20 protein-coding genes and 1 pseudogene are annotated in these 22,792 nt (G+C 71.4%); 11 read left to right on the forward strand and 10 right to left on the reverse strand.

Translation table 11 applies throughout. The features are described 5' to 3' along the window. Positions 1-88: 88 nt before the first annotated feature. Positions 89-2,056: a YncE family protein gene (locus ACIBB8_RS28860; RefSeq protein WP_398956988.1), complete on the forward strand. Its 1,968-nt coding sequence runs from the start codon at positions 89-91 to the stop codon at positions 2,054-2,056. A gap of 122 nt (positions 2,057-2,178) precedes the next feature. Here ACIBB8_RS28860 and ACIBB8_RS28865 read toward each other — a convergent pair whose 3' ends face one another. Both ACIBB8_RS28865 and ACIBB8_RS28870 read right to left on the reverse strand, forming a co-directional pair. Further along, positions 2,179-2,394 carry a DUF397 domain-containing protein gene (locus tag ACIBB8_RS28865; RefSeq protein ID WP_398956990.1) on the reverse strand — a complete coding sequence of 72 codons (216 nt, stop codon included), beginning with the start codon at positions 2,392-2,394 and terminating at the stop codon, positions 2,179-2,181. Next, positions 2,381-3,217: a Scr1 family TA system antitoxin-like transcriptional regulator gene (locus ACIBB8_RS28870; RefSeq protein ID WP_398956992.1), complete on the reverse strand. Its 837-nt coding sequence runs from the start codon at positions 3,215-3,217 to the stop codon at positions 2,381-2,383. Before ACIBB8_RS28870 ends, ACIBB8_RS28865 begins: the two co-directional genes overlap by 14 nt. 113 nt (positions 3,218-3,330) lie before the next feature. On the opposite strand from ACIBB8_RS28870, the gene ACIBB8_RS28875 reads away from it, so the two are divergent. The 3 genes from ACIBB8_RS28875 to ACIBB8_RS28885 all read left to right on the forward strand — a co-directional run bounded on the left by ACIBB8_RS28875 (position 3,331) and on the right by ACIBB8_RS28885 (position 4,607). After that, positions 3,331-3,576, forward strand: a complete 246-nt coding sequence (locus tag ACIBB8_RS28875; RefSeq protein ID WP_398956994.1) for a hypothetical protein — start codon at positions 3,331-3,333, stop codon at positions 3,574-3,576. Beyond that, positions 3,573-3,806: a hypothetical protein gene (locus tag ACIBB8_RS28880; RefSeq protein WP_398956996.1), complete on the forward strand. Its 234-nt coding sequence runs from the start codon at positions 3,573-3,575 to the stop codon at positions 3,804-3,806. The genes ACIBB8_RS28875 and ACIBB8_RS28880 overlap by 4 nt, the downstream gene beginning before the upstream one ends. Before the next feature lie 195 nt (positions 3,807-4,001). Continuing rightward, on the forward strand, positions 4,002-4,607 hold the full coding sequence (locus ACIBB8_RS28885; protein WP_398956998.1) for a Uma2 family endonuclease: 606 nt from the start codon (positions 4,002-4,004) through the stop codon (positions 4,605-4,607). A gap of 154 nt (positions 4,608-4,761) precedes the next feature. Here ACIBB8_RS28885 and murQ read toward each other — a convergent pair whose 3' ends face one another. Both murQ and ACIBB8_RS28895 read right to left on the reverse strand, forming a co-directional pair. Then, positions 4,762-5,736 carry an N-acetylmuramic acid 6-phosphate etherase gene (murQ, locus tag ACIBB8_RS28890; RefSeq protein ID WP_398957000.1) on the reverse strand — a complete coding sequence of 325 codons (975 nt, stop codon included), beginning with the start codon at positions 5,734-5,736 and terminating at the stop codon, positions 4,762-4,764. Between the two features lie 79 nt (positions 5,737-5,815). After that, positions 5,816-6,733, reverse strand: a complete 918-nt coding sequence (locus ACIBB8_RS28895) for a MurR/RpiR family transcriptional regulator (RefSeq protein WP_266983028.1) — start codon at positions 6,731-6,733, stop codon at positions 5,816-5,818. A gap of 123 nt (positions 6,734-6,856) precedes the next feature. Between ACIBB8_RS28895 and ACIBB8_RS28900 the strand changes: the two genes are divergently transcribed. Next, positions 6,857-7,225 carry a hypothetical protein gene (locus ACIBB8_RS28900; protein WP_398957002.1) on the forward strand — a complete coding sequence of 123 codons (369 nt, stop codon included), beginning with the start codon at positions 6,857-6,859 and terminating at the stop codon, positions 7,223-7,225. Further along, positions 7,222-7,509, forward strand: a complete 288-nt coding sequence (locus tag ACIBB8_RS28905) for a DUF4031 domain-containing protein (RefSeq protein ID WP_398957004.1) — start codon at positions 7,222-7,224, stop codon at positions 7,507-7,509. The genes ACIBB8_RS28900 and ACIBB8_RS28905 overlap by 4 nt, the downstream gene beginning before the upstream one ends. A gap of 8 nt (positions 7,510-7,517) precedes the next feature. Here ACIBB8_RS28905 and ACIBB8_RS28910 read toward each other — a convergent pair whose 3' ends face one another. Next, positions 7,518-8,750: a Cmx/CmrA family chloramphenicol efflux MFS transporter gene (locus ACIBB8_RS28910; protein ID WP_398957033.1), complete on the reverse strand. Its 1,233-nt coding sequence runs from the start codon at positions 8,748-8,750 to the stop codon at positions 7,518-7,520. Positions 8,751-8,842: 92 nt separating this feature from the next. Next, positions 8,843-9,523 carry a hypothetical protein gene (locus ACIBB8_RS28915; RefSeq protein ID WP_398957006.1) on the reverse strand — a complete coding sequence of 227 codons (681 nt, stop codon included), beginning with the start codon at positions 9,521-9,523 and terminating at the stop codon, positions 8,843-8,845. A gap of 50 nt (positions 9,524-9,573) precedes the next feature. Between ACIBB8_RS28915 and ACIBB8_RS28920 the strand changes: the two are divergent. After that, positions 9,574-10,236, forward strand: a pseudogene (locus tag ACIBB8_RS28920) (biotin-dependent carboxyltransferase family protein); the annotation flags it as partial. 42 nt (positions 10,237-10,278) lie between these two features. Here the strand turns inward: ACIBB8_RS28920 and ACIBB8_RS28925 are convergent. After that, complete coding sequence (locus tag ACIBB8_RS28925; RefSeq protein ID WP_398957008.1) at positions 10,279-12,567, reverse strand: heavy metal translocating P-type ATPase; 2,289 nt, start codon at positions 12,565-12,567, stop codon at positions 10,279-10,281. A gap of 254 nt (positions 12,568-12,821) precedes the next feature. On the opposite strand from ACIBB8_RS28925, the gene ACIBB8_RS28930 reads away from it, so the two are divergent. Then, positions 12,822-13,511 (forward strand): copper homeostasis protein CutC, encoded by a 690-nt coding sequence (locus ACIBB8_RS28930; protein WP_398957010.1) that lies wholly within the window; start codon positions 12,822-12,824, stop codon positions 13,509-13,511. A gap of 142 nt (positions 13,512-13,653) precedes the next feature. Here the strand turns inward: ACIBB8_RS28930 and ACIBB8_RS28935 are convergent, their stop codons facing one another. Beyond that, entirely contained in the window at positions 13,654-15,732 is a 2,079-nt protein-coding gene (locus ACIBB8_RS28935) for a HelD family protein (RefSeq protein ID WP_398957011.1), read from the reverse strand. Positions 15,733-16,120: 388 nt separating this feature from the next. Between ACIBB8_RS28935 and ACIBB8_RS28940 the strand changes: the two genes are divergently transcribed. Continuing rightward, positions 16,121-16,348 carry a hypothetical protein gene (locus ACIBB8_RS28940; protein ID WP_398957014.1) on the forward strand — a complete coding sequence of 76 codons (228 nt, stop codon included), beginning with the start codon at positions 16,121-16,123 and terminating at the stop codon, positions 16,346-16,348. Between the two features lie 133 nt (positions 16,349-16,481). On the opposite strand, the gene ACIBB8_RS28945 is transcribed toward ACIBB8_RS28940, so the two are convergent. Continuing rightward, the gene (locus ACIBB8_RS28945) at positions 16,482-18,125 is read right to left on the reverse strand and encodes a DNA repair helicase XPB (protein ID WP_398957016.1); all 1,644 of its coding nucleotides are present in this window, start codon (positions 18,123-18,125) and stop codon (positions 16,482-16,484) included. A gap of 150 nt (positions 18,126-18,275) precedes the next feature. Between ACIBB8_RS28945 and ACIBB8_RS28950 the strand changes: the two genes are divergently transcribed. After that, entirely contained in the window at positions 18,276-18,695 is a 420-nt protein-coding gene (locus ACIBB8_RS28950; RefSeq protein WP_398957018.1) for a hypothetical protein, read from the forward strand. A gap of 145 nt (positions 18,696-18,840) precedes the next feature. On the opposite strand, the gene ACIBB8_RS28955 is transcribed toward ACIBB8_RS28950, so the two are convergent. Further along, complete coding sequence (locus tag ACIBB8_RS28955; protein WP_398957020.1) at positions 18,841-21,297, reverse strand: helicase C-terminal domain-containing protein; 2,457 nt, start codon at positions 21,295-21,297, stop codon at positions 18,841-18,843. 76 nt (positions 21,298-21,373) lie between these two features. Here ACIBB8_RS28955 and ACIBB8_RS28960 point away from each other — a divergent pair, with 76 nt between their 5' ends. Beyond that, entirely contained in the window at positions 21,374-22,462 is a 1,089-nt protein-coding gene (locus ACIBB8_RS28960) for a hypothetical protein (RefSeq protein ID WP_398957022.1), read from the forward strand. Positions 22,463-22,792 lie beyond the last annotated feature (330 nt).

A 22,792-nucleotide genomic window follows, 5' to 3' on the forward strand; every position in this document is an offset into this window, starting at 1 on the left:
ACACGTTCAGCACAGGTCACACACAGGGACTGTTGCCTGTCAGCTGCACGCAGTGGTCCCACACTCGTTCCGGGGGGTTCGAATCACCGTGCGTATGCGCATTCTTCCGGCCGCCACCGCGCTGGCGGTCCTCTTCAGTTCGGCGGTGCTCACCGCCGCACCGGCGTCCGCCGACACCACCAGGATCATCCCGGTCGCGTCCGCGGACGACACGGTCGTCGACGGCATCCACCAGCGGCTGTACTTCAGCGACAGGTCTCAGGACAAGATCGTCGTCACCGACTACACCGGCAAGGCTGTCACCACGCTCACCGGCCTGCCCCAGGTCCGGGACCTCGAACTGAGCCCGGACTCAGGCACGTTGTACGCCGCGGTTTACGGCGCTGACAAGATCGTCGCCTTCGACACCGCGACGCTCACGCAGACCGCCGAGTACCCGACCGGCGACAAGACCATTCCCTCCCGGCTCGCCTACGCCGACGGCAAGCTGTGGTTCGGATACGGCGACCAGTGGGAATCCGGGCTCGGCTCGGTCGACCTGACCGCCGAGACGCCGACGGTGACGCTGGACCTGGCGGCCGGACACGACTTCGCCAGCCCGCCCAAGCTCTACGCGGACCCGGACAACCCGGGCACACTGCTTGCCCTCGACGCAGGCATCAGCTCCGGTCCGATCCTCGTCTACGACATCTCCTCCGGCACCCCGGTGATCCGCGTGTCCGCCGATAAGGGCGGCTTCTACAAAGACGCGGCGCTCACCCCGGACGGACAGAACGTCGTCGTGGCCGGGCCCGGGAACCGCGCGCTCACCGAGTACCGGCTCTCCGACCTGGAGCAGGTCCGCACCTTCCCCGTCGCCTCCGAACCGGAAACGGTCAGCATCGCCCCGGACGGCACGGTCGCGGCCACTGTCCTCGACACCGACGACCTCGGCGACACGTACGTCTTCAGCAGCGACCCCAGCCGGCCCGCCAGCGTCCGCAACCTGTCGCACAGCTGGATGCCCTGGTTCGGGCATTCGATGAACTGGGCGGCCGACGGCGGGAAGCTGTTCGTGGTGAGCGAGGGGGGCGAGAACGACTCCTCCCTGTTCAACGTCGTCGACGAACCCCGCAAGTACGTCGCCACGCTGAAGGCCGATGCCCCGGCCACCGCCACCCGCGGGAAGCCGCTCACCGTCAAGGGCTCGCTCATCTCCGGCCTCGCGCTGCCCGCCGGGACCCCGCTGGCCGTCACCCGCACCGACATGGAGTCGCCGAACGGCAAGTCGCTGGGCACGAAGTACCTCGGCGCGGGCGGCGCGTTCTCCTTCACGGACACCCCGCCGGCCGGCGCCAAGGTCACCTACAAGGTGACGTACGCAGGTGACGCCTCGCACACCCCGGCGACCGCCTCGGACACCGTCAACGTCTCCCGTGCCACGCCCGCGCTGACGCTGAACAACAACGGCAAGGTGTACGACTACGCCAAGAGTGTCACGTTCACGGCGCACCTCGGTACGACGTACAAGAACCGCACGGTCGAGATCTGGGCCGACCCCTTCGGCGCGGACAAGCCGAAGCAACTGGTGAAGACCGGCAAGGTCAACTCCAGCGGCAACCTGTCGTACACCCGGGTCATGACCCGGGACACCACGATCACCGCCGTGTTCAAGGGCGACGCCCGGTACGCCCCGAAGTCGGTGAAGTCCACGGCGTACGCCCGGGTGAAGGTCTCGACGGCGCTGTCCAAGTACTACCGGACCGGCAAGATCGGCTCCACGACGTACTACTACTTCCACAAGAACACCGACGCCATCTCCACGACGACGATGAGCTACTACACGGGCCGCAAGCAGCGGCTGGAGCTCGAGGTGTACTACCAGGGCAAGTGGTACGACGGGGCCACCGAGTACTTCAAGCTCGGCACCAACATGAAGTCGGTCGTCAACCTGGGCCACCCGGGCACATCCGGCCTCCGTGCCCGGGTGCGCTCCTCGTACATCAACGGCACTTCTGGGGACAACGTGAACACGACGACGTACGGCGCCTGGAAGTACTTCATCTTCACCAGCTGATTCGGCGGCTGAGGTCCTACGAGGCCGTGATGTCAGGGGCGCGTTCCCGACGGTGGACGGGGACGCGCCTGAGGGCTGCGGTTCTATGCCTTGATCGCGTCGGCAAGGTCGCGCCGCAGCCTTTACGCCTGGACGCGCTTGAGGTTCGCGACGAAGGACGACCACACCGCCGTACGGAACACGAGCGCCGGACCGTCCGGAACCTTGGAGTCACGGACGGGGACGACACCGGGGTGCCCGTCGGCGACTTCGAGGCAGTTGCCGCCGCTTGCGTCGCTGTACGACGACTTGTGCCAGGTCGCCGTGGTCAGGTCGTAGTCAGAACTACTGATCTTCATGAAGGTGATCCTCCGCCACGGACTCGATCAAGGCCAGGGACGCTTCCGGTGACAATGCGCTGGCCACTAGGAGATCGTAGGGCAGCTCGTATTCGGTGACGGTGGCTGGATCGTCCAGGAGTTGGCCCGAACTGAGGCTTTCAAGGTAGGCAAGGGGAGGCGCATCCGAGAACGCCATCAGCTTGAGACTGCCTGCCATTGCAGCATGTCCGCCTGCGCTGTACGGCAGTACTTGCACGATGATCCGGTGTTCTCGGGCCAACTTCAGGATGTGACGGAGCGCCTCTGCCATCACTGCCGGGCCGCCTACCTGCCGACGTAGCACCGCCTCATCCAGAACTGCCCAAACCAATGGCGTTGTTGGATCGGACAGCAACTGTGCGCGATCCAGCCTCACCGTGGTCAGGCCGTCGATCACGTTCTCCGTCGCCGTTGGCAGCCCGCCTCGGAACACCGCTCGCGCATACGCCTCCGTCTGCAGCAGACCGGGAATCAGCTGCGGTGCGTACTCCTTGATGGTCTTCGCGACGGCTTCCGCCTCCGCCGCCTCCGCGAAGTGATCCGGGTACTTCGACTTCTTCAGGGCGACGCAGTTCCGGACGAAGAATCCGTCCGCGTCCAGAATCTCGTCGAGCTTCTGGGCCTGGTCCACCTGCATCCGGCGCGTGCCGGACTCCAGTTGACCGATGAAGGAACCGCTGACGAAGAGCGGGAGACCCAGTTCCTCCTGGGAGAGTCCGGATTTCTCTCTGCGGTGGCGGAGTTCGGCGCCGAGGAGGGCGCGCGGAGAGGAGGACGGATCGAGCTTCTTGGGCCCCGGCATGACAACTCCCTGTGACACAGGTGCAGTTGTTGGTTCTGCGCCCCTTCCAGGTTAGCCGCGCGTTGGACACGCTGGGTGGGTATTGCGGTTACGGAGCGTGGAAGGTGTGCAGGATGACCCATGCAGAGCGACGACGGGTTGCTGCCGGAAGAGTGCGGGAGGCGGAGGACGCGGTGGAGAAGCTGAGGCAAGGGCTGAAAGACGTGGGGCTCGTGCTGCCGTCACTGCGGGCCGATCCGGTGTCATGCGCGGGGAACGAGCCCGCGCCGTTGGTGGACCTCGGACGGTGCACCATCGATACGGCGCTGCGGCTGAGTGCGGTGCTGGGCGCGGACGGGCAACAGGGAGACCGGACATGACGGGTGAGGGGCTTGAGCCGTGTGTGCCGGAACCCGGGTCGTACGCGGTGGATTCCCGCGACGGGCGGGTGGGGCGCGTGATGGGGTGCGTCGGACCGTACGTACAGCTGCGGCCGCCGGGCGGCGGGGCGGAGTGGGACTGCCCGCCGGAGTCCGTGCGGCCGGCGCCGCCCGGGGAGGTGCTGCGGGCCCGGGTCAGGGAGGTCAACCGGGAGGGGCGGCTGCCATGAGACGCGTGAAGGGCGGCACCCCGGCCGGGGCGCCGCCCCTCGGTCGGGCACATGCATCAAGTCAGGATTGGTGCTCCGGGAGACGGCGAGGTCGGTGCGCTCCTCACGCGATCGTGGGACGCTGAGGGAAGCGGCGAACCGCCGCAGAACCGTCGATCTACGCTCCTCGTCAGGCCACAGGAGAAGGGACCCGCGATGACTGCCGCGATGGTCGAGAACGACCGGCCCGCTGAGGGCCGCCCGTGGGAATACCTGCTGCAGACATGGCGTGAACTGGACGTGCCCGAGGGGTGGCGCGCCGAGATCGACGAAGGGCAGATCGTCTTGGTACCACCGCCTCATGCGCACCACAACGGCATCGCCGAGATGGTGCAGCGGCGCCTGTATCGGGGCCTCCCCGATGAACTGGGCATCTACCAGACCCTGGGCGTACACGTTGCCCCGTTGGACAAGCTCTACGTTCCCGACCTGGTGGTCATGCCGTCGGAGCTGATCGTGGCAGCCGATCCGGAATCCAGCGATCCGATGAACGCCTCCGAAGCCCTCCTCATCGTCGAGATCACGTCGAAGGGCAATGCCCGGGAGGACCGGACGAAGAAGTACCGCGCCTACGCGCGCGCGGGCGTGCCGCTGTACCTGCTGATCGACCGGTTCGACACGCGTGGCGCGATGGCCACGCTGTTCACGGAGCCGAACGAGGACGGGACGTACAAGCACTCCGACCCCGTGCCGTTCGGGAAGCCGCTCACGCTTCCCGAGCCGTTCGGCACGACGCTTCCCACGGGGGACTTTCCGGTGTGACCGGGCACAGCTGAGGGCGGCACCCGGTGCGGGTGCCGCCCTCTGTTGCGTTACGAGGTCGGGCGCGGGCCGGTTCCTGCGCCGGGTCCGTGGTCGGGGCGGCCGGGGTGCCGGTCGCCGTGACCGGGGGTGCGGAGCGGTGCCCCGGATGGGGTCAGGTACTGCGCCGTGCGGCCGCGAGGGCGGCGCGGAGGTGGCCGTCGGACCCGGACAGGAGCGTGGCGGCGGTCGGGCCGTCGACCTGGCCGAGGATGGCGAGGATCGCGTTCTTCACCTCGCCGTCGGTGGCGGCGAGCGCGGCTTCGATCTCTGCGTCGGAGGCGCCGGTGGCGAGAGAGACGATCCGGCGGGAGCGGGCGCGCAGCTTCTCGTTGGAGGCGCGGACGTCGACCATGAGGTTTCCGTACGTCTTGCCGAGCCGGATCATCGTGATCGTCGACAGCATGTTGAGGACGAGCTTCTGTGCCGTACCGGCCTTCAGGCGGGTCGAGCCGGTGAGGAGTTCCGGGCCGACGACGACCTCGATGGGGTGGTCGGCCGCGGCGCCGAGCGCCGAGTCCGCGTTGCAGGACAGGCCGATGGTCAGCGCCCCCTTGGCGCGGGCGTGCTCGACGGCCCCGATCGCGTACGGCGTACGGCCGGAGGCGGAGATGCCGACCACCGTGTCGTCCGGGGTGAGATCCAGTCCGTCGAGGTCGGCGGCGGCCAGCTCCTTGCTGTCCTCGGCGCCCTCGACGGCCGTGACCATCGCGGGCGGGCCGCCCGCGATCAGACCGACCACCTCGGACGGGTCGGTGTTGAACGTGGGCGGGCACTCGCTGGCGTCCAGGACGCCGAGCCGGCCCGCGGTGCCCGCGCCCGCGTAGATCAGCCGGCCACCGCGGGCCATGCGCGCGGCGACCCCGTCGATCGCGGCGGCGATCTCGGGCAGCCGGGCGGCGACGGCGGAGGGAACGGACTGGTCCTCGCCGTTCATGATCCGGGCGATCTCCAGCGTGGCCAGCCGGTCGATCTCGGCGAGCTCGGGCCGGAACGCCTCGGTGGTGAGGGTGGCGAGCTCGGCGCGCAACTCCCCGTACTCGGAGGGCTGATCGGGCGTCGCGGCGTTGGCGCCGGTGGTGGAGGTCATGGAGAGAGGCTCTGCTTTCTCGATCTCGTGGCTCGCGCGGTTCAGCGAGTGCGGGTGGGGGTGGCGGCTGCTGGTGGTGTCAGCGGGTGCGGGGGGTGTGGCGGTGGGCCAGTGCCTCGTACGAGGCGGCGAGCGCCGGGGCCGCCGTCTCGTACGTCCGCTGGGCAACCCCTATGAACAGGCAGTCCACGACGAGGAGCTGGCTCGTCCGGCTCGACATGGCGGCGGGGCGCAGCTCGCTCTCGCGGGCGGTGGACGTGGTCAGCACGTGGTCCGCGTACTGCGTCACCGGGCCGTCGGGGCGGCCGGTGATCGCGATCGTCGTCGCGCCCCGGTCGAATGCCACCCGGAGCGGCTCGATCACGTCACCGGTGGAACCGGAGTGGGTGATCGCGATCGCCACATCGCCGGAACGGAGCTGCACGGCGTTGGTGACCGCCAGGTGCGGGTCCATGTGCGCGTGCGCGATCAGTCCGATACGGAGCAGCTTCTGCCCCAGATCCTGGGCGACGAGAGAGGAGGCGCCGACGCCGTAGATGTCGATCCGGCGGGCGGTCGACGCGGCGGCGACGGCGGCGCCGAGCTGCACCGTGTCGAGTCCGGCGGCTGTGTCCGCGAGGGTCTGCTGCTCGTCGAAGGCGAGCTTGGCGACCACGTCGGCGATCGGGTCGTCGACGGCTATGTCCGCTGTGACGGAGGGGGCGCGGCCGGACTGCTGGTGGGCGGCGAGCCCGGCGAGGGCGAGGCGCAGATCCCGGTAGCCGGGGTAGCCGAGGAGGCGGGCCGTGCGGACCACGGTCGCCTCGCTGGTGCCGGTGAGCTCGGCGAGACCGGTGACCGTCAGGGCGGCGCAGCCGGCCGGGTCACCGGCTACGGCCTCGGCGACCCGCTGCATGGAGCGCGTCATGGACGGCGCGAGCGTCCGCACCTTGGCCGCGAGTGCGGCCGGAGCGGGCGGCGCATCACCGCTGAAACTTTCCTTCAGGTCATTGGTCACCTTTGAAAGGTATTTTCAACCCCGTGGCCCGTCAACCCCCTTTGGTCCCGACCTCTGACGGAACGGAGGCCGGGACGGGTGACTGGACGCAGGACCTGGTCGCACTCGGGTGACAATGGCTCCATGGAGCTGAACCGCCTGGAGCAGGCGCTGCACACCGCCCGCGCCCTGGTCATGGCCGATCTCGCCGCAGGCGGTGTCGCCGAGGCCGAGATCGTCTCGCTCGTCGAGGACGCGGTGACGCACCGGCGCTGGTGGGTCGAGCAATGGCCGGACGGCGTGGAATACCTCGTCGGCCTTGTCGCCCAGGACGTCCAGGACGCGCTGCTGGAGCGGTACGGCCGCTGGCCGCTCTGCCCCGTGTGCGACGCGGGCGACCCGCACGCCCTTGATGTCGAACCGGAGCTGGGCCCGGACCCGCGCTGGGTCTGCACCAAGGCGACCGTGATGGTGGCGCGCGTGGGCGCGCTGAGCGGAGTGCTCGGCCGGTGACGGTCTATATCGACCCGCCCGACTGGCCGGGCCACGGCCGACTCTGGTCGCATCTGGTCAGCGACGTGTCCTTCGGCGAACTGCACGCGTTCGCCGCCGCCATCGGCTGCCTGCCGCAGGCGTTCGAGCGGGACCACTACGACGTACCGGAAACGCGGTACGCGGACGCGGTGCGGGCCGGGGCCGTCGAGATCGGTTCGAAGGAGCTCGTCCGCCGGCTCACGGAGGCGGGACTGCGGCGCCCCAAGGGACGCCCGGCACCCGGCCGGGCGCCCGGCGGCTGAACGACCGCTCAGACGGCGGAGGAGCTTCCCGCTTCCACGTCGACGGGCGTCGGCGACGACGTCACGGCGGGCGACCCGGTCACCCGGCGCGACCTGCCCCCGCCGTGCAGCCGCAGCGAGAACACCACGGCGGCCAGCGCCAGGACCGTCATCGCCGCGCCCGCCCAGGCCGTCGCCTCGAAGCCGAAGTCCGCGTCGATCACGGTGCCGCCCAGCCAGGGGCCGCCCGTGTTGCCGAGGTTGAACGCGGCGGTCGTCGTCGCGCCCGCCAGGGTCGGGGCCGCGCCCGCGATGTTGAACATCCGGGCGTTCAGCGCCGGGGCCGTGTAGAACGCCGACAGGCCCAGCAGGAATGCGAGCCCGACCACGGCGACCTGGTTCGAGGCGAACAGCGCCAGCGCGACCAGGAAGACCGTCGAGGCCGCGATACCGCTCATCAGCACCCCGAAGAGGTGCGCGTCCGCGACCCGGCCGCCGATCGTTGTACCGACCAGCGCCCCGATCCCGAACAGTGCGAGAACCGTCGGAACCCAGCCCGAATCCAGCCCGGCGACATCCGTCAGCAACGGCGCCAGATAGCTGAACGCGCAGAAGACCCCGCCCGCCGCGAGCGCCGTGATCACGATCGACAGCCACACCTGCCGGTCACGGTAGATGGACATCTCCCGCTTGAGCTGCGGCCTCTCCTCGGGGAGCGGGATGCGGGGGATGAGCGTCGCGACACCGACGAGCGCCACGGCGGACGCCGCGCCGACCGCCCAGAACGCCGACCGCCAGCCGAGGTTCTCACCGAGGAACGCCCCCAGCGGTACGCCGAGGACGTTCGCGATCGACAGTCCGCCGATCATCACGGCCATCGCTCTGGCCCGCGCGTTCACCGGCACCATCGCGATGGCGACCGCCGCCCCCACCGCCCAGAACCCCGCGCACGCGAAGGCGCTCACCACGCGGGAGGCGAAGAGCACCTCGTACGTCGGAGCGAGCGCACCCGCGACCTGTCCGAGGCCGAAGACCGAGATCAGTGCGATGAGGGTGGTGCGGCGCGGCAGCCGGAGCGTGGCCACGGCCAGCAGGGGCGCGCCGATCACCATGCCGATGGCGAAGGCGGATATGAGGAGCCCGGCCCGGGGGATGGACACGTTCATGTCGTCGGCGATCGGTGGCAGCAGCCCTGAGAGCATGAACTCGCTGGTGCCGAGGGCGAAGACCGAGAGGCCCAGAATGTAGACGGCAAGTGGCATGCGTGAGCGGCGAGCGGCAGAGTCGGGCATGACAGCTGCCAACAGCGACGACGGGCGTTGCATTCCCGTATCGGGATATCCCGTCGGCCGTCTCAACGGGTGAGCAGTCCCAGCTCCGTCAGCAGGTTCTGCCGGGCCCGCGGCTCCCACTCGGCGAACCCGTGCGGCGTACGGAACAGCCGCGGCAGTCCGAGCAGCTGCCGCAGCACGGCCGCACGCCCGCTCCGGAAGGCTTCGTCGGGGACGAAGCCGTACTCGTCCCGTACCTGCGCCGCGTACGCCGCGTACTCCTTGGGGGCGGCCGCCAGGATGGCCAGGTCCGCATCGCACAGCACCTCGCCGTTGGTGTCGCCGTCCGCCGGATCGTGGGTGACGGTGAGCCGGACCAACCGGGCGACCTCGGCGGTGACGGCGTCCGGGACACCGGCCTCGGGCAGGGCACGCTCGGCGAGGGCGGCGCTGCGCTCCTCGTTCTCGGACCGGTCCGGGCGGTACACCGCGTCGTGGAACCAGGCGGCGAGGCGGACCGCGTCCGGGTCGGCGGCGTGACCGGCGAGGGTGTCGATGCGGTCGAGGACCGCCGTCAGATGGGCGGTGGTGTGGTAGCGGCGCTGCGGTTCGGCCCAGCGGGCGAGCAGGTTGTCGGCGTACGGCAGCGGATCGGGGCCGGTCGCGCCCTCCCGCACGGCGACCAGGGCGTCGCTCCAGCGGGCCCGGAGCGCGTCCGCGGCGTCGGGGGAGGATCCGCTCTCGTGCGCGCTGTCGTCCGTCATACGCACGAGAGTAGATTCCCCCCGTCGTCCACGGCGAGCGGCAGGCGGGCCCGGACCGCCCGGTGGTCGCCGTCGTCGGCGGTGCGTCCTGCCGGGTCACGGTCGACGGGCGGCCCGTGGCCTGGGGGACACCGGTGCACATACCGGCGGGCGCGGTGCTCGACGCCGGCCCCGCGGTGCAGGGGCTGCGCAGCTATCTGGCGTTCGGGGGTGGCCTGCTGCCGGAACCGGTGCTGGGCAGCAGGTCAGCGGACCTGCTCTCGGGGCTCGGCCCGGCCCCGCTGCGCGACGGGGACGTACTGCCGCTGGGACCCGGGCCGTCGAGGCCCGCGGCCCCCGACGCCGTGCCCTGGCCGGCCGCGCCCGCCGAACTCGTCCTCCCCGTACGCCTCGGCCCCCGCCACACCTGGTTCACGGATGAGGCGCTGCGCACGCTCACCACGGCGACGTACCGGGTCTCGCCGCACAGCAACCGGATCGGTCTGCGCACCGAGGGCCCGGCCCTGGCGCGCGCCCACGAGGGCGAACTGCCCAGTGAGGGGATGGTGCTCGGCGCCGTTCAGGTGCCGCCGGACGGCCGCCCGGTGGTGTTCCTCAACGACCATCCGACGACCGGGGGCTACCCGGTCGTCGGGGTCGTGCACGAGACCGCACTCGCGGGAGCGGCCCAGGCGGTGCCGGGAACCCGGGTGCGGTTCGTGAGCGCGGGCTGAGCACCGGCCCCGTCGGGCCGGTGCTCAGGTCTGGGACAGCCCTCAGGCCGCCGCGCGGAACCCGCGCAGTCGCAACGAGTTCCCCACCACGAACACCGACGAGAACGCCATCGCGGCCCCCGCGATCATCGGATTCAGCAGCCCCGCCGCCGCCAGCGGCAGCGCCGCCACGTTGTACGCGAACGCCCAGAACAGGTTCGTACGGATCGTCCCCAGCGTCTTCCTCGACAGCCGGATCGCGTCCGCCGCGGCCCGCAGGTCCCCGCGGACCAGCGTCAGGTCACCGGCCTCGATCGCCGCGTCCGTGCCCGTGCCCATGGCCAGCCCCAGGTCCGCCTGGGCCAGCGCCGCCGCGTCGTTGACGCCGTCGCCGACCATCGCGACCGAACGGCCCTCTGCCTGCAGCCGCTTGACGACGTCGACCTTGTCCTCGGGCATGACCTCGGCGTACACGTCGTCCCGGCCGATCCCGACCTCCGCCGCGACCGACTCCGCGACCGCCCGGTTGTCCCCGGTGAGGAGGATCGGCGTCAGCCCCAGTGACCTCAGCCGCGCGATCGCCTCCGCGCTGGTGTCCTTCACCGCGTCGGCGACCTCCAGGACCGCCCGCGCCCCGCCGTCCCAGGCGACCGCGACGGCCGTCCGGCCCGCCGCCTCGGCGGCCGCCTTCTTCCGGGCCAGCTCCACCGGCAGATGGATCTCCCACTCGGCGAGCAGCTGCTCCCGGCCGACGAGGACCGCGTGCCCCTCGACGACGCCCTGGACGCCGAGCCCCGCGACGTTGGCGAAGTCCTCCGGGACGGGGAGCGCCGCGCCGGTCCGCTCGACCGCGCCGGCGGCGACCGCCTGGGCGATCGGGTGCTCGGAGGCGTGCTCCAGGGCGCCCGCCAGCCGCAGTACCTGCGTCGCGTCGGTGCCGGGCGCCACGTGGACGTCCAGCAGCGTCATCCGGCCGGTGGTGACCGTGCCGGTCTTGTCCAGGACGATCGTGTCGACGCGCCGCGTGGTCTCCAGGACCTCCGGGCCCTTGATCAGGATGCCGAGCTGCGCGCCGCGCCCGGTCCCCACCATGAGGGCGGTCGGAGTGGCGAGGCCCAGCGCGCACGGGCAGGCGATGATCAGTACGGCGACGGCGGCCGTGAACGCGGCCGTCAGACCAGCCCCGTTACCCAGCCAGAACCCCAGCGTGCCGAGCGCGAGCGCGATGACCACGGGCACGAACACCGCGGAGATCCTGTCGGCCAGCCGCTGCGCCGCCGCCTTGCCGTTCTGTGCGTCCTCGACGAGCTTCGCCATCCGCGCCAGCTGCGTGTCGGCGCCGATCCGTGTCGCCTCGACGACGAGCCGGCCGCCCGCGTTGAGCGTGGCACCGGTGACGGAGTCCCCGACACCGACCTCGACCGGCACGGACTCGCCGGTGAGCATCGACGCGTCCACCGCCGAGGCGCCCTCGACGACGGTGCCGTCAGTGGCGATCTTCTCGCCGGGGCGGACCAGGAACCGGTCCCCGACTCGCAGTTCCGCCGTCGGGACGGTCACCTCGCGGCCGCTCCGCATCACGGTGACCTCCTTGGCACCCAGCTCCAGCAGCGCCTTGAGCGCGGCGCCCGCCTTCCGCTTGGAACGGGCCTCGAAATAGCGCCCGGCCAGGATGAACGCGGTGACGCCGGCCGCCGCCTCCAGATAGATGTTCCCGGCGCCGTCACTGCGGCCGATGGTCAGCTCGAAGGGGTGCGTCATGCCCATCATCCCCGCCGTGCCGAAGAACAGCGCCCACAGCGACCACAGGAACGCGGCCGACGTACCGAGCGAGATCAGCGTGTCCATCGTCGCCGCACCGTGCCGGGCATTGGTCCAGGCGGCGCGGTGGAACGGCCAGGCGGCATACGTGACGACCGGCGCCGTCAGGGTCAGCGACAGCCACTGCCAGTAGTCGAACTGGAGCGCCGGGATCATCGCCATCGCGATCACCGGGACGGCGAGCGCCACGGCGGTGAGCAGCCGCTGCCGCAGCGGACGGAGCTCATCGGCTTCCGCTTCGGCTTCTGACGGGGCGCCTTCCCCGGCAGGTGACGGGGGTGCGGGCTGCTGTGCGGTGTATCCGGTTTTCTCGACCGTGGCGATCAGGTCCTGTACGGAGATGTCCTCGCCCCGGTAGCTGACCTTGGCCTTCTCCGTGGCGTAGTTGACGGTGGCGGTGACGCCGTCCATCCGGTTCAGCTTCTTCTCGATGCGGGCCGCACACGATGCGCAGGTCATGCCGCCGATGGCGAGCTCGACCTCTGCGGTGGTGTCGGTGCCGATGCCGGTTGCGGCGGTATGCGCGGACAAGGTTTCCTCCCAGACGTTGACGGCGCTAGATACCCCTAGGGGGTATCCGCCCCTGATCCAGGTATACCCCCTACCCCTATGAAGTGCAAGGGTGGATCCGGGTTCGAGAGATGGATCATGCGCATCCGGTTGCCGGATGCCGCTCCGGCCTCGCGTATCTTCGCGGTCGCGCCGAGGCTTCGCCTTCGCGCGGCCGGCCCGTAGGCTGGCCATTGGACTAGACCTGTAGCTGCTTGCCGGAAGAATGGGGTCCCATGAGCAACCGTGCAGTCCTGGAGGTGATCGCTCTCGACGCGGAGGACGCGGTCGCTGCCCAGGCGGGTGGCGCAGACCGGCTGGAGCTGGTCACCGACATGGCGTCGGACGGCCTGACCCCGTCCTGTGCGACTTTCGCGGAGATCCGCGCCGCAGTCGACCTTCCGCTGCGCGTGATGCTCAGGGTGGCGGACGGATTCGCGGCCGGCGACATCGACGTGCTCGTACGCAGGGCGCGCGAGCTGCGGGCCGAGGGTGCCGATGAATTCGTCCTCGGCTTCCTGGACGCCGAGGGCCACCCGGACCTGGTCGCCGTCGAACGCCTCCTTGCCGCGCTGGACGGCTGCCGCTGGACGTTCCACCGCGCGATCGACCGCGCCACCGACCGGGACACCCTGCGCAAACAGCTGGCAGACCTGCCGGGTCTCGACACGTACCTCACGGCGGGATCGGCGAGCGGCGTCGACGACGGCATCCCGACGCTGCTCGCCGAGGCGGCCCACCAGGGTGAGCCCGGGTACGAGCCGCAGATCCTGGTGGGAGGCGGGCTCCGGCTCGAACACTTGCCCAAGTTGCTGGCCGCGGGCATCGACGCCGTACACATCGGCGGCGCCGCGCGCCCGCACGGCTGGTCGGGTCCGGTGGACACGGCGGCGGTACGGGAGTGGCGGGCGGTGCTCGACGCGTAGCGGGGGCGAGGTGGCCCCGGGCCGTGAGTCCGGGCTCATCCGGCCGAACGGTTCCGTCCTCAATCGCCGGACGAGCTTGATCTCCCAGCCTGTCCGGCGATTGAGGACAAAGCGGCCACCGGACGACCCCGGTAACCGGCGCTCAGCCCCCGAGCACCTCCGGCAGCTCCGCGGCATGCACCACCGTCAGCCCCGACACCGCACGGGTCAGCGCCACGTACAGCCGGCGCAGCCCCGTGCGCTCGTCCGGTTCGCCGTCGACCACCGCCGCCGGCTCGTCCAGCACGACGTAGTCGTACTCCAGGCCCTTCGCCAGCGACGCCGGGACCAGCGTCAGCCGCGACTCGGCCGTCGTCTCCTCGCCCGGCGACAGATACGCGTGACCCGCCGCCGTCAGTGCCTGGGCCAGCACCGGGATCCGCGCGTCCGCCGCGATCAGCCCGATCGATCCCTCCTGCGCCAGCGACTCCTCGCAGGCCGCGAGCACCGCCGCGTCCAGTCCGGCCACGTCGGGCACCTCCCGTACCGCCAGCGAACCCGGCGACTCACGCACCGACTCCACCGCCGCAAGTCCCGGCGAGATCACCGGCAGCAGCCGTGACGCGTACGCGATGACCTCCCTCGGCACACGGAAGCCCGCCGTCAGCTCCTCCACCACGGCGTCCTCCTTGCCCAGGTGGTGCAGCGCCTGCGCCCAGCTCTCCGTCGACCACGGCGTCGTCCCCTGCGCCAGGTCGCCGAGCACCGTCGCCGACCCCGTCGTGCACCGCCGCCCCACCGCCCGGTACTGCATCGGCGACAGGTCCTGCGCCTCGTCGAGGACGACATGGCCGAGCGAGTGGGTACGTGCCACCAGATCGCTCGCCTCGTCGATCAGCACCGCGTCCGCCGCCGACCACTTCGCCGACTTCACGCTGCGGGCAGGCTTCATCCACAGAATCGTCTTCTGCTCGTCCTCGGTGAGCAGCCCGTCCGCATGCGCGGCCAGGAAATCCGGGTCGGAGAGCAGCCGCAGCACCAGCTTCGCCGGATCGACCGCGGGCCAGATCGCCTTCACGGCCGCCTTGACCGCCGGAGTACGGGCCACCGCGTTCTGCACCCGGTCGTCGGGCGCCTCGCCGGCCTCCTCCATCCGGACGAGAACGGCGTGCGCGATCCGCTGCGGAAGCGCCTCGTGCGCCGCGCCGTACCGCATGTCGCGGGCCAGCAACTCGGTGACCATCTCCTCCAGTTCGTACGCGGGTACCCGCCACCGCCGCGAACCGCGCACCACCATCACCGGCTCCGTCGGCAGCGTCACATGCGAACGGATCGCCCGCCGCAGCACCTCCGCCATCCGGGCGTCACCCTTGACGACGGCCGCCTCCGCCGCGTCCGATCCCCGCACCTCGACATGTGCCGCCACCAGATCGTCGACGGTCGCCTGCTTCACCTCCAGCTCACCGAGGGCCGGGAGCACCTGCTCGATGTAGTGCAGGAACGACCGGTTCGGCCCGATCACCAGCGTGCCGGTGCGGGCGAGGCGCTCACGGTGTGCGTACAGCAGATAGGCGACACGGTGCAGACCGACGGCGGTCTTACCCGTACCGGGGCCTCCCTGGACGCAGACCGTCCCGCCCAGCCCGCTGCGGACGATCTCGTCCTGCTCCGGCTGGATCGTCGCCACGATGTCGCGCATCGGACCCACACGCGGCCGCTCGATCTCCGCCTGGAGCAGTTTGCTGGTCTGCGCGGCCTCGGTGGGGTCGGTGAGGTGCTCGTCCTCGTATGCGGTCAGTTCGCCGCCGGTGTAGCCGAAACGGCGCCGCTGTCCGACGTCCTGCGGGTCCTTCTTCGAAGCCCGGTAGAACGGCTGCGAGACGGGCGCACGCCAGTCGATGACCATCGGGTCGCCGTCGGCGTCATGGACGTGGCGGCGCCCGATGTAGAACTGCTCTCCTTCGGCACCCTCGGCCTGATCCGCACCGACCCGGTGCAGATAGTCGAGGCGGCCGAAGAAGAGCGGGGTGTGCGACAGATCGGCGAGCGCCTTGATGCGTTCGTCGATCTTGGCCTGCAGGACGACGGCGTTCACCCAGTTCGCGGTGACATCGCGGATGTCGAGGGCCTGCGCGTCCTCGCGCATGGCCCGCAGCGCGGCGCGGGACGCGGCGAGATGGGCGCGCTCGCGAGCCAGCGCATCGGTGGTGGTCGTAACGGCTTCGTGTTCGTGCGCGGGCACGGTGTTGCCTCCGGCTTGTGACGCAGGACGGCGGGCCGCGGCACGCACCCGGTCATGTGCCGGGGGCGATGCGGTCCGCTCGGGGATCGATCACGGGATACGCACGCCGGTGCGCGTGCGGCTGTCGGCCGGTTTCCGTCCGGTCGGCGGCGCTCCCCCGGCTGCCGGCGAAGAGCCGGTACCACGGTGCGGGAGGCGGGCAGACCGGCGATTGTATCGACCGCGACCGGCGGGGTCGAATGAATTGGGCCGCGGGCCCCGCCCCCCCCGTTCACCCCTTGGTTCACCCCGTAGGGGACCGCGTGCGACCGGAGGCCTGTGCGAAGCCCACGGGGATTGTGCCCGTGGGCCGATGCCTTTGCGGCACGGGAGCAGGACCCTGGATTACATGAGCACCGTCGGTCTGAACCCACACGGCACCGGCCCCGCGCACGGCGCGACCGCGGCAACCGGTCACCCGCCCACCCACTACGTCGGCGACGCCGTGCGCGCCGTCAAGGTCTTCGCACGCGCCGCGTTCGACGTGGCCGTCCTCGGCGAGTACGCGGAGGAGGCGCGCGTCCTCCGCCGCGACCACCGGGAACAGCACGACCACCGAGCACGCCGCGCACACTGAGCACGGCACGGCCCCTCAGTACGGCGGGGCAGCTGAGTACGCGCAACCGTCGCGGCGCTGCCGGGTCCGACGATGGTCACCGGGCTGTTCCTGCTCCTGACCCTCGGCGGCTGACCGGGCGGGACCGCTCGGTTCAGTCGTTCGCCAGCAGCTCGTCCGCGTCCACGATCCGGTACGCGTACCCCTGCTCGGCCAGGAACCGCTGGCGGTGCGCCGCGAAGTCCTGGTCGATCGTGTCGCGGGCGACCACCGAGTAGAACCGGGCCTCGTGCCCGTCCGCCTTCGGCCGCAGCACCCGGCCGAGCCGCTGCGCCTCCTCCTGCCGCGAGCCGAATGTGCCCGACACCTGAATGGCGACGGTCGCCTCCGGCAGGTCGATCGAGAAGTTCGCGACCTTCGACACGACGAGGACGCTGATCTCGCCCTCACGGAACGCGTCGAAGAGCTTCTCGCGCTGTGCGTTGCTCGTCTCGCCCTTGATGACCGGGGCGTCCAGATGCTCACCCAGCTCGTCGAGCTGGTCGATGTACTGCCCGATGACGAGAGTCTGCTCGCCCCGGTGCTTGCGCACCAGCGCCTCCGTCACCTTTTGCTTCGTCGCGGTCGTCGCGCAGAACCGGTACTTCTCCTGCGCCTCGGCGGTCGCGTACGCCAGCCGCTCCGAGTCCGTCAGATTGACCCGCACCTCGACACAGTCGGCGGGCGCGATGTAGCCCTGCGCCTCGATCTCCTTCCACGGAGAGTCGAACCGCTTGGGACCGATCAGCGAGAAGACGTCCGACTCGCGGCCGTCCTCGCGGACGAGCGTCGCGGTGAGACCGAGCCGTCGGCGCGCCTGCAGGTCGGCGGTGAACTTGAAGACGGGCGCGGGCAGCAGATGCACCTCGTCGTAGATCACCAGACCCCAGTCGCGGGAGTCGAACAGCTCCAGGTGCGGGTAGATGCCCTTACGGCGGGTCGTCAGCACCTGGTAGGTGGCGATGGTGACCGGCCGGATCTCCTTGCGCGCACCGCTGTACTCGCCGATCTCGTCCTCGGTCAGCGAGGTCCGCCTCACCAGCTCGTGCTTCCACTGCCGGGCCGAGACGGTGTTCGTCACCAGAATCAGCGTGGTCGCCTTGGCCTGCGCCATCGCACCGGCCCCGACCAGTGTTTTCCCCGCACCACACGGCAGTACGACCACCCCGGAGCCGCCGTGCCAGAACCCTTCGACAGCCTGCTTCTGGTACGGGCGCAGCGCCCAGCCGTCCTCGGCCAGCTCGATCGGGTGGGCCTCGCCGTCCACGTACCCGGCAAGGTCCTCGGCGGGCCAGCCCAGCTTCAGCAGCGTCTGCTTGATCTGCCCGCGCTCGGACGGGTGCACCGCCACGGTGTCCGGGTCGATCCGCGCCCCGACCAGCGGCTGGACCTTCTTCGACCGGAGGATCTCCTCCAGCACCGGCCGGTCGGTGGAGGTCAGGACCAGCCCGTGGACCGGGTTCTTGGAGAGCGTGAGGCGGCCGTACCGGGCCATCGTCTCGGCGATGTCGACGAGCAGCGCGTGCGGCACCGGGTAGCGGGAGTACTGCACGAGGGCGTCGACGACCTGCTCGGCGTCGTGCCCGGCGGCGCGCGCGTTCCACAGTCCGAGCGGCGTCAGCCGGTAGGTGTGGATGTGCTCGGGCGCACGCTCCAGCTCCGCGAACGGGGCGATCGCACGACGGCAGGCGTCGGCCTGCTCGTGGTCGACTTCCAGGAGCAGCGTCTTGTCGCTCTGGACGATGAGGGGTCCGGTCACGCGTCTCGGCCCTTTCTACGGGGGGCGGCCGCCCGTGCGGCCAAACGTCCAGTGTGCCGCATGCGGGGCAGCTGGTGCGTAGGTGTCGGCCGACGGGACGCTCGGCCATCCGCTCGCCGCGCGGGCGGCGGGACGTGTCATGGTCTGTGCGTGACCGATGCCGCTGCCGGGGAAACGCCCCGGGAACCAACCGCTTCCGCGCGTCCGGACGACCGCATACCGTCCGTGCTGCGCTTCTCCACCGAACTCGTCGCCTGGGTGACCACTCCCTGGGTGCTGGCCGGCCACTCGTGGCTGCTCGCCGCGTTGTCGCTGGTGGTACTGATCGGCCTGCCGGCCGTTCTGTCCACCCCGGGTGACAAGAACAGTGTGATCGTCGCCGTGCCGGGCTGGGCCACGATCCTGATGGTGCTGGCCGAGCTGGGCGCTGCCGTCGTCTCGTCGTGGCTGCTGTGGCCGGTGTGGGCGGCCGTTCCGGTGACGTTGCTCGCGGCGGCGGCCGTGGTCACCGAGCAGCCGCGCTGGCGGTGGCTCGTCTCGCTGGACCAAGGGCTGTCCCGTCATCCCTGACGGCGCACGACGACAGCCACGGCATCTCGCCGCGTTGTCGGAACGTCCGAATACTTCCATTATGCGGACACCCCTGCGCCTTGCGCTGCACCGCATCCGACGTCGCGCTGATCCACTCCCTGTCGTGGGGAGGCCGTCAGGCCCGTCAGGCGTCTTCGGAGTCGGCCAGTTCCGCTACGCCCGTGACCCGGTGCAGCGGATACGTGCGGATCTCGTCCGCGGTGTGGTCGTACGCCGTCACGAAGCCGCCCTCGACCCGCACCGGCGCGATGACGCGCTGGCTGGCCGCACCGTCCGCGTTGACGTAGCCGATCCAGATCGCCGAGCCCGTCATGACCGCCGCCTGGACGGTCGCGAGAGTCTCCGCGGAGGTCGTACGAGGCAGTGAACCGGCCGGGGCGGCGTCCTGGGAGCTGTCCTTGCGGACGACGGTGGCGGCCGTGTCCCCGGCGCGGATCGCCCGTACCGCCGCGCCCAGCAGCGTTCCGTCGGGGAGCGGCGGGCCCTCGGGGACCGGCACGGGGGGTGTACGGGGAGGGGTGCGGCGGGTGCCCGCGCGGGTGATCAGGACATCGCCCTCGGCGGACTCGGCGGCGGGCGCATACCCCATCTCGCGCAGCCCTTCGAGCAGGGACGCCGGATCGATCTGGGCGGCCAGTGCCGTCGGGGCGAGGCGGCGCAGTCGCAGGGTGGCCGAGCGTTTGTCGGCGAGGATCTCGCCGAGCACGGCCTCGTCGTCGCAGCGTACGTACGCGGACGCGGCGCCGATCCGCAGATGGCCGTGGCGGCGGGCGACGTCGTCGATGAGATAGCTGAGCGGCTGCGGGACCGGTGTGCGGCTGTGCGTGGCGAGAAACGCGTGCAGATCCGCCGCGGACTGTCCGGCGTCCAGCGCGCGGCGTACGGAGCCGGGCGTGAACCGATAGACGGTCGCGCCGCCCTTCGACTCGATGTCCGCGAGGACGGACAGGGTGTCCGCGAGGGGGCGCTCCAGCGGGCCGGGCGCGACGGCCGTCAGGTCGGCCTGCAGCAGGACGTGGTCGAGAGGCTTCGGGATGAGCGGGGCGAGCAGCGCGGCCGCCTCGGCGGGCCCGGAGTCGAGCAGGGCGCGGGACTGGGAGGAGAGTGCGCCGCGGCCGGTGATGCCGAGGAGTTCGGACTCGTTCAGTGTCCACAGGGCGATCCGGGACCGGAGGTCGGTGGTGTCCCCGGCGGAGGTGGAGGTGCCGCGCAGCGGCCGTTCCCAGCGGAGCCGGGCGAGCAGCGTCTCCGGGTCCGGGGCGGTGCCGGGGTCCAGGGAGGCGAGCAGGGCCAGGAGGCGGTGGCGTACTTCGGGTGCGGCCGAGCGGTCCAGTTCGGGGCCGAGCGCGGACAGGGCCCGGCCCTTGGCGTCCTGGCCGCCGACCAGACCGGCGGTGCGGGTGGCGGAGAGCCAGGCGGCCGCGAGGCGCACCCAGCGGTCCTGCACGGGGAGTTCGGTCCAGTCGTCGTATGCGGGCGTCGGCGCGTACCGCTCGTCGGCCTCGCCGTCGGAGGCCAGCAGCCCGGCCGCGTAGGCGAGTTCGAGCCAGAACGCGGCGATCGGCTCGGACACGTCGAGGACGGACGCGGTCCGCTTCAGGTCGCGGACGCTGAGGCCGCCGGCCCGGAGCATGGCGGGGCCACCGCTGTTCCAGCTCGTCAGGAGTTCCTCGACGGTGGACACCGCCAGGTGCGCCTGGCCTGCGGCCGCACTGTCCACAGACTGTGGATCACGGGTCGCTGCCGCCACGACGGCGGGCGGCAGCGGCTCCGGTACGCGGTGGGCGCGCCCGGCCCGCAGATGCAGCGCCGCCTCGCGCGGCAGGACGACGGTGCGCGTCGACACGGGCAGCAACAACCCGCGGTCGCGCAGCCACTTCACGGGCGGGGTCGGGTTCGCGGTCACTTCCCCGTAGGGCGGACCCCACACCAGCCGGTCCAGTACGGCGAGCGCCTCCGTCGGCGCGATGTCCAGCAGCTCGCCCATCCTGGTCCGGTCGGTGAACAGCGCGGCCAGCGCGGCCACGGCGGAGACCGGGTCGTGCGTGGCGGGCAGCCCGGCCGCCGCCAGGATCTCCTGCAGCCGGCCCGGCGACATGCCGGCCGTGGCCTCGGCGACGGTCGGCCCGAGACCGGTGGGGGAGGGGTGCTGCGGGGACGGTGCGAGAAGTTCGCGCGCGGTACGGACCAGCCGCAGCCGGTCGTCCTCGCCCCAGACCAGGGCTTGTTCACGCAAGGTCGCGAGCGCTCCGGGCGCCGCGTCCCGGATTGCCGCACCCGCGTCGTCGCGCTGCGCGCCGTCGTCCTGGCCGTCGCCCGTGAGGAGGGCGAGAAGAGTGTCGTACGAGGCCGGGTCGGGTGCGACCGCGAGCGCCTCCGCGGTCTGCAGGGCGAACCGGTCGAGGTGCTCCAGCGCGCGCACGACAGAGGCACGGGTGCCGGCTCTCGTCGCCAGCTGGGTGATGTCGCTCGGCACGGGAGACAGGAGGTCGGGACGGGCACGCAGCAGCCCGGCCAACGACTCGTCGTCCCGGGCGCGCAGCGCTTCGGCGAGCGTCCGCGGTGGTGTGGTCATCCCCATCCGTCCCACGGTAGTCGCTCCGGACAGGCCCGAGGGCGCTACCGTCGGTGCAGGGCGGCCGGAGGGGAAGCATCGCGTGGGGATCGAGAGCGACCAGCTCGTCTACGACTATCTGAGCCGGGTCGGAGACCTGGCCCAGCAACAACAGCTGTCCTCAGGTGCCCGGATGCGGCTCGTGGCGGCACTGCGTACCGAGATCGACCGGCAGCGCGGAAGCCAGGGCGCGGACACGCCGGCGGCGGTGCGGCGCATCATCGGGAGGCTCGGCACGCCGGACGAACTGGTGGCCGCGGCGGCGAGGTCGGAGGACGGGACCGTGATGCTGCCGGAGGCGACGAAGGACGGGGAACGGAGCGATCCGGAGCCGCGGGGGATCCCACGCCCACGGAGAGGAACCTTCCGGAAAGAGACTTTGCGCAAGGGCGCGTCGGAGAGGGACCCGGGTGCCGGTGGGGTGCCCGGGGCGCGTGAGGCGCCTGAGGATTCCGGGGCCTCCGCTGCTGCTGCTTCTGCTGCTTCGAGGGGGGACGGGCCGTCGCCGCCGCACATGGCGGGGACGGATGAGCTCGGAGCGTCCGGGAGCGAACCCGACTGGTGGCGCATCGAGCCGGGGCCGTTCGGGGACGGGGTGCGGGTGCCGGGGTTCACCGGTGGGGTGGAGATCCCGGCCCTTCTGAAACCGCCGTCGCCCGCGGAGGAAGCGGAAGCGTCTGCCGAAGGTGAGGCGGAGCGAGACGGGAACGGTTCCGCTGAGGACGGCGAGAGCGAGGGTGCGCGGAGGCGGTGGCGGCCGCGGATCCGGCGGCGCGCGCCACGGGAGAGGGCGGGGTTCCGGTTCGCCCACCCGTTGCTGCTGCTCTCCGCCGGGTTGCTGGTCACCGGTGCGGTGACGGGATCCCTGCTGGTGCTCGCGGGCGGCTGGCTGATTGCGTACAGCTCGCGCACGCTCTCCCGTGCGGAGGCGAAGCTGGCCGCGATGGGACTGCCCGGAGCGGCCGTGGTGGGCGGCCTGGTCTGGCTGTGGGGGCGGATGGACGGGCGCTGGGGCGAGCCGATCCCGGAGGACGGGATGGGGGACGCGCTGAGCGGGGTGTGGCCGGTGGTGGTGCGGTCGGCTGCGGTGGCGTCGGCGGTGTTCCTGGTGCGGCGGGCGGGGAAGCGGTGAGGTGGGCGGGGGTGGCTGCGGTGCCCCGGTCCGGGGCGGGGGTTGTGTCCTCGAGCGCCGGGCGGGCTGGGTGGGCGGGGTTGCCGCGCGCGGCGGGTTCGGGCCCACGGGGTGGGCGGTTCCGTCCTCAATCGCCGGACAGGCTTGATTGGTGCCCCGGTCCGGGGCGGGGGTTTTGTCCTCAATCGCCGGACGGGCTTGATGTGTGCGTCTGGCCCCTGGTGGCACCGTTCGCCTGCCCGGTGGGGGGTGGTCCGGGGCCCCTCCGGGGTGTCTCCTCGGGCGACGAACGTTCGGCGGGTACGCGAGGGGAGCCCGGGTCTTTGTTCG

It is taken from the genome of Streptomyces sp. NPDC051286 (genome assembly GCF_044455345.1).
Lineage (GTDB): Bacteria > Actinomycetota > Actinomycetes > Streptomycetales > Streptomycetaceae > Streptomyces.

Coding starts and splice junctions, on each gene's coding strand:
- ACIBB8_RS28865 (WP_398956990.1), bottom strand. CDS start 2,394: ATGAAGATCAGTAGTTCTGACTACGACCTGACCACGGCGACCTGGCAC.
- ACIBB8_RS28870 (WP_398956992.1), bottom strand. CDS start 3,217: ATGCCGGGGCCCAAGAAGCTCGATCCGTCCTCCTCTCCGCGCGCCCTC.
- ACIBB8_RS28875 (WP_398956994.1), top strand. CDS start 3,331: ATGACCCATGCAGAGCGACGACGGGTTGCTGCCGGAAGAGTGCGGGAG.
- ACIBB8_RS28880 (WP_398956996.1), top strand. CDS start 3,573: ATGACGGGTGAGGGGCTTGAGCCGTGTGTGCCGGAACCCGGGTCGTAC.
- ACIBB8_RS28885 (WP_398956998.1), top strand. CDS start 4,002: ATGACTGCCGCGATGGTCGAGAACGACCGGCCCGCTGAGGGCCGCCCG.
- murQ (WP_398957000.1), bottom strand. CDS start 5,736: ATGACCTCCACCACCGGCGCCAACGCCGCGACGCCCGATCAGCCCTCC.
- ACIBB8_RS28900 (WP_398957002.1), top strand. CDS start 6,857: ATGGAGCTGAACCGCCTGGAGCAGGCGCTGCACACCGCCCGCGCCCTG.
- ACIBB8_RS28910 (WP_398957033.1), bottom strand. CDS start 8,750: ATGCCACTTGCCGTCTACATTCTGGGCCTCTCGGTCTTCGCCCTCGGC.
- ACIBB8_RS28915 (WP_398957006.1), bottom strand. CDS start 9,523: ATGACGGACGACAGCGCGCACGAGAGCGGATCCTCCCCCGACGCCGCG.
- ACIBB8_RS28930 (WP_398957010.1), top strand. CDS start 12,822: ATGAGCAACCGTGCAGTCCTGGAGGTGATCGCTCTCGACGCGGAGGAC.
- ACIBB8_RS28940 (WP_398957014.1), top strand. CDS start 16,121: ATGAGCACCGTCGGTCTGAACCCACACGGCACCGGCCCCGCGCACGGC.
- ACIBB8_RS28955 (WP_398957020.1), bottom strand. CDS start 21,297: ATGGGGATGACCACACCACCGCGGACGCTCGCCGAAGCGCTGCGCGCC.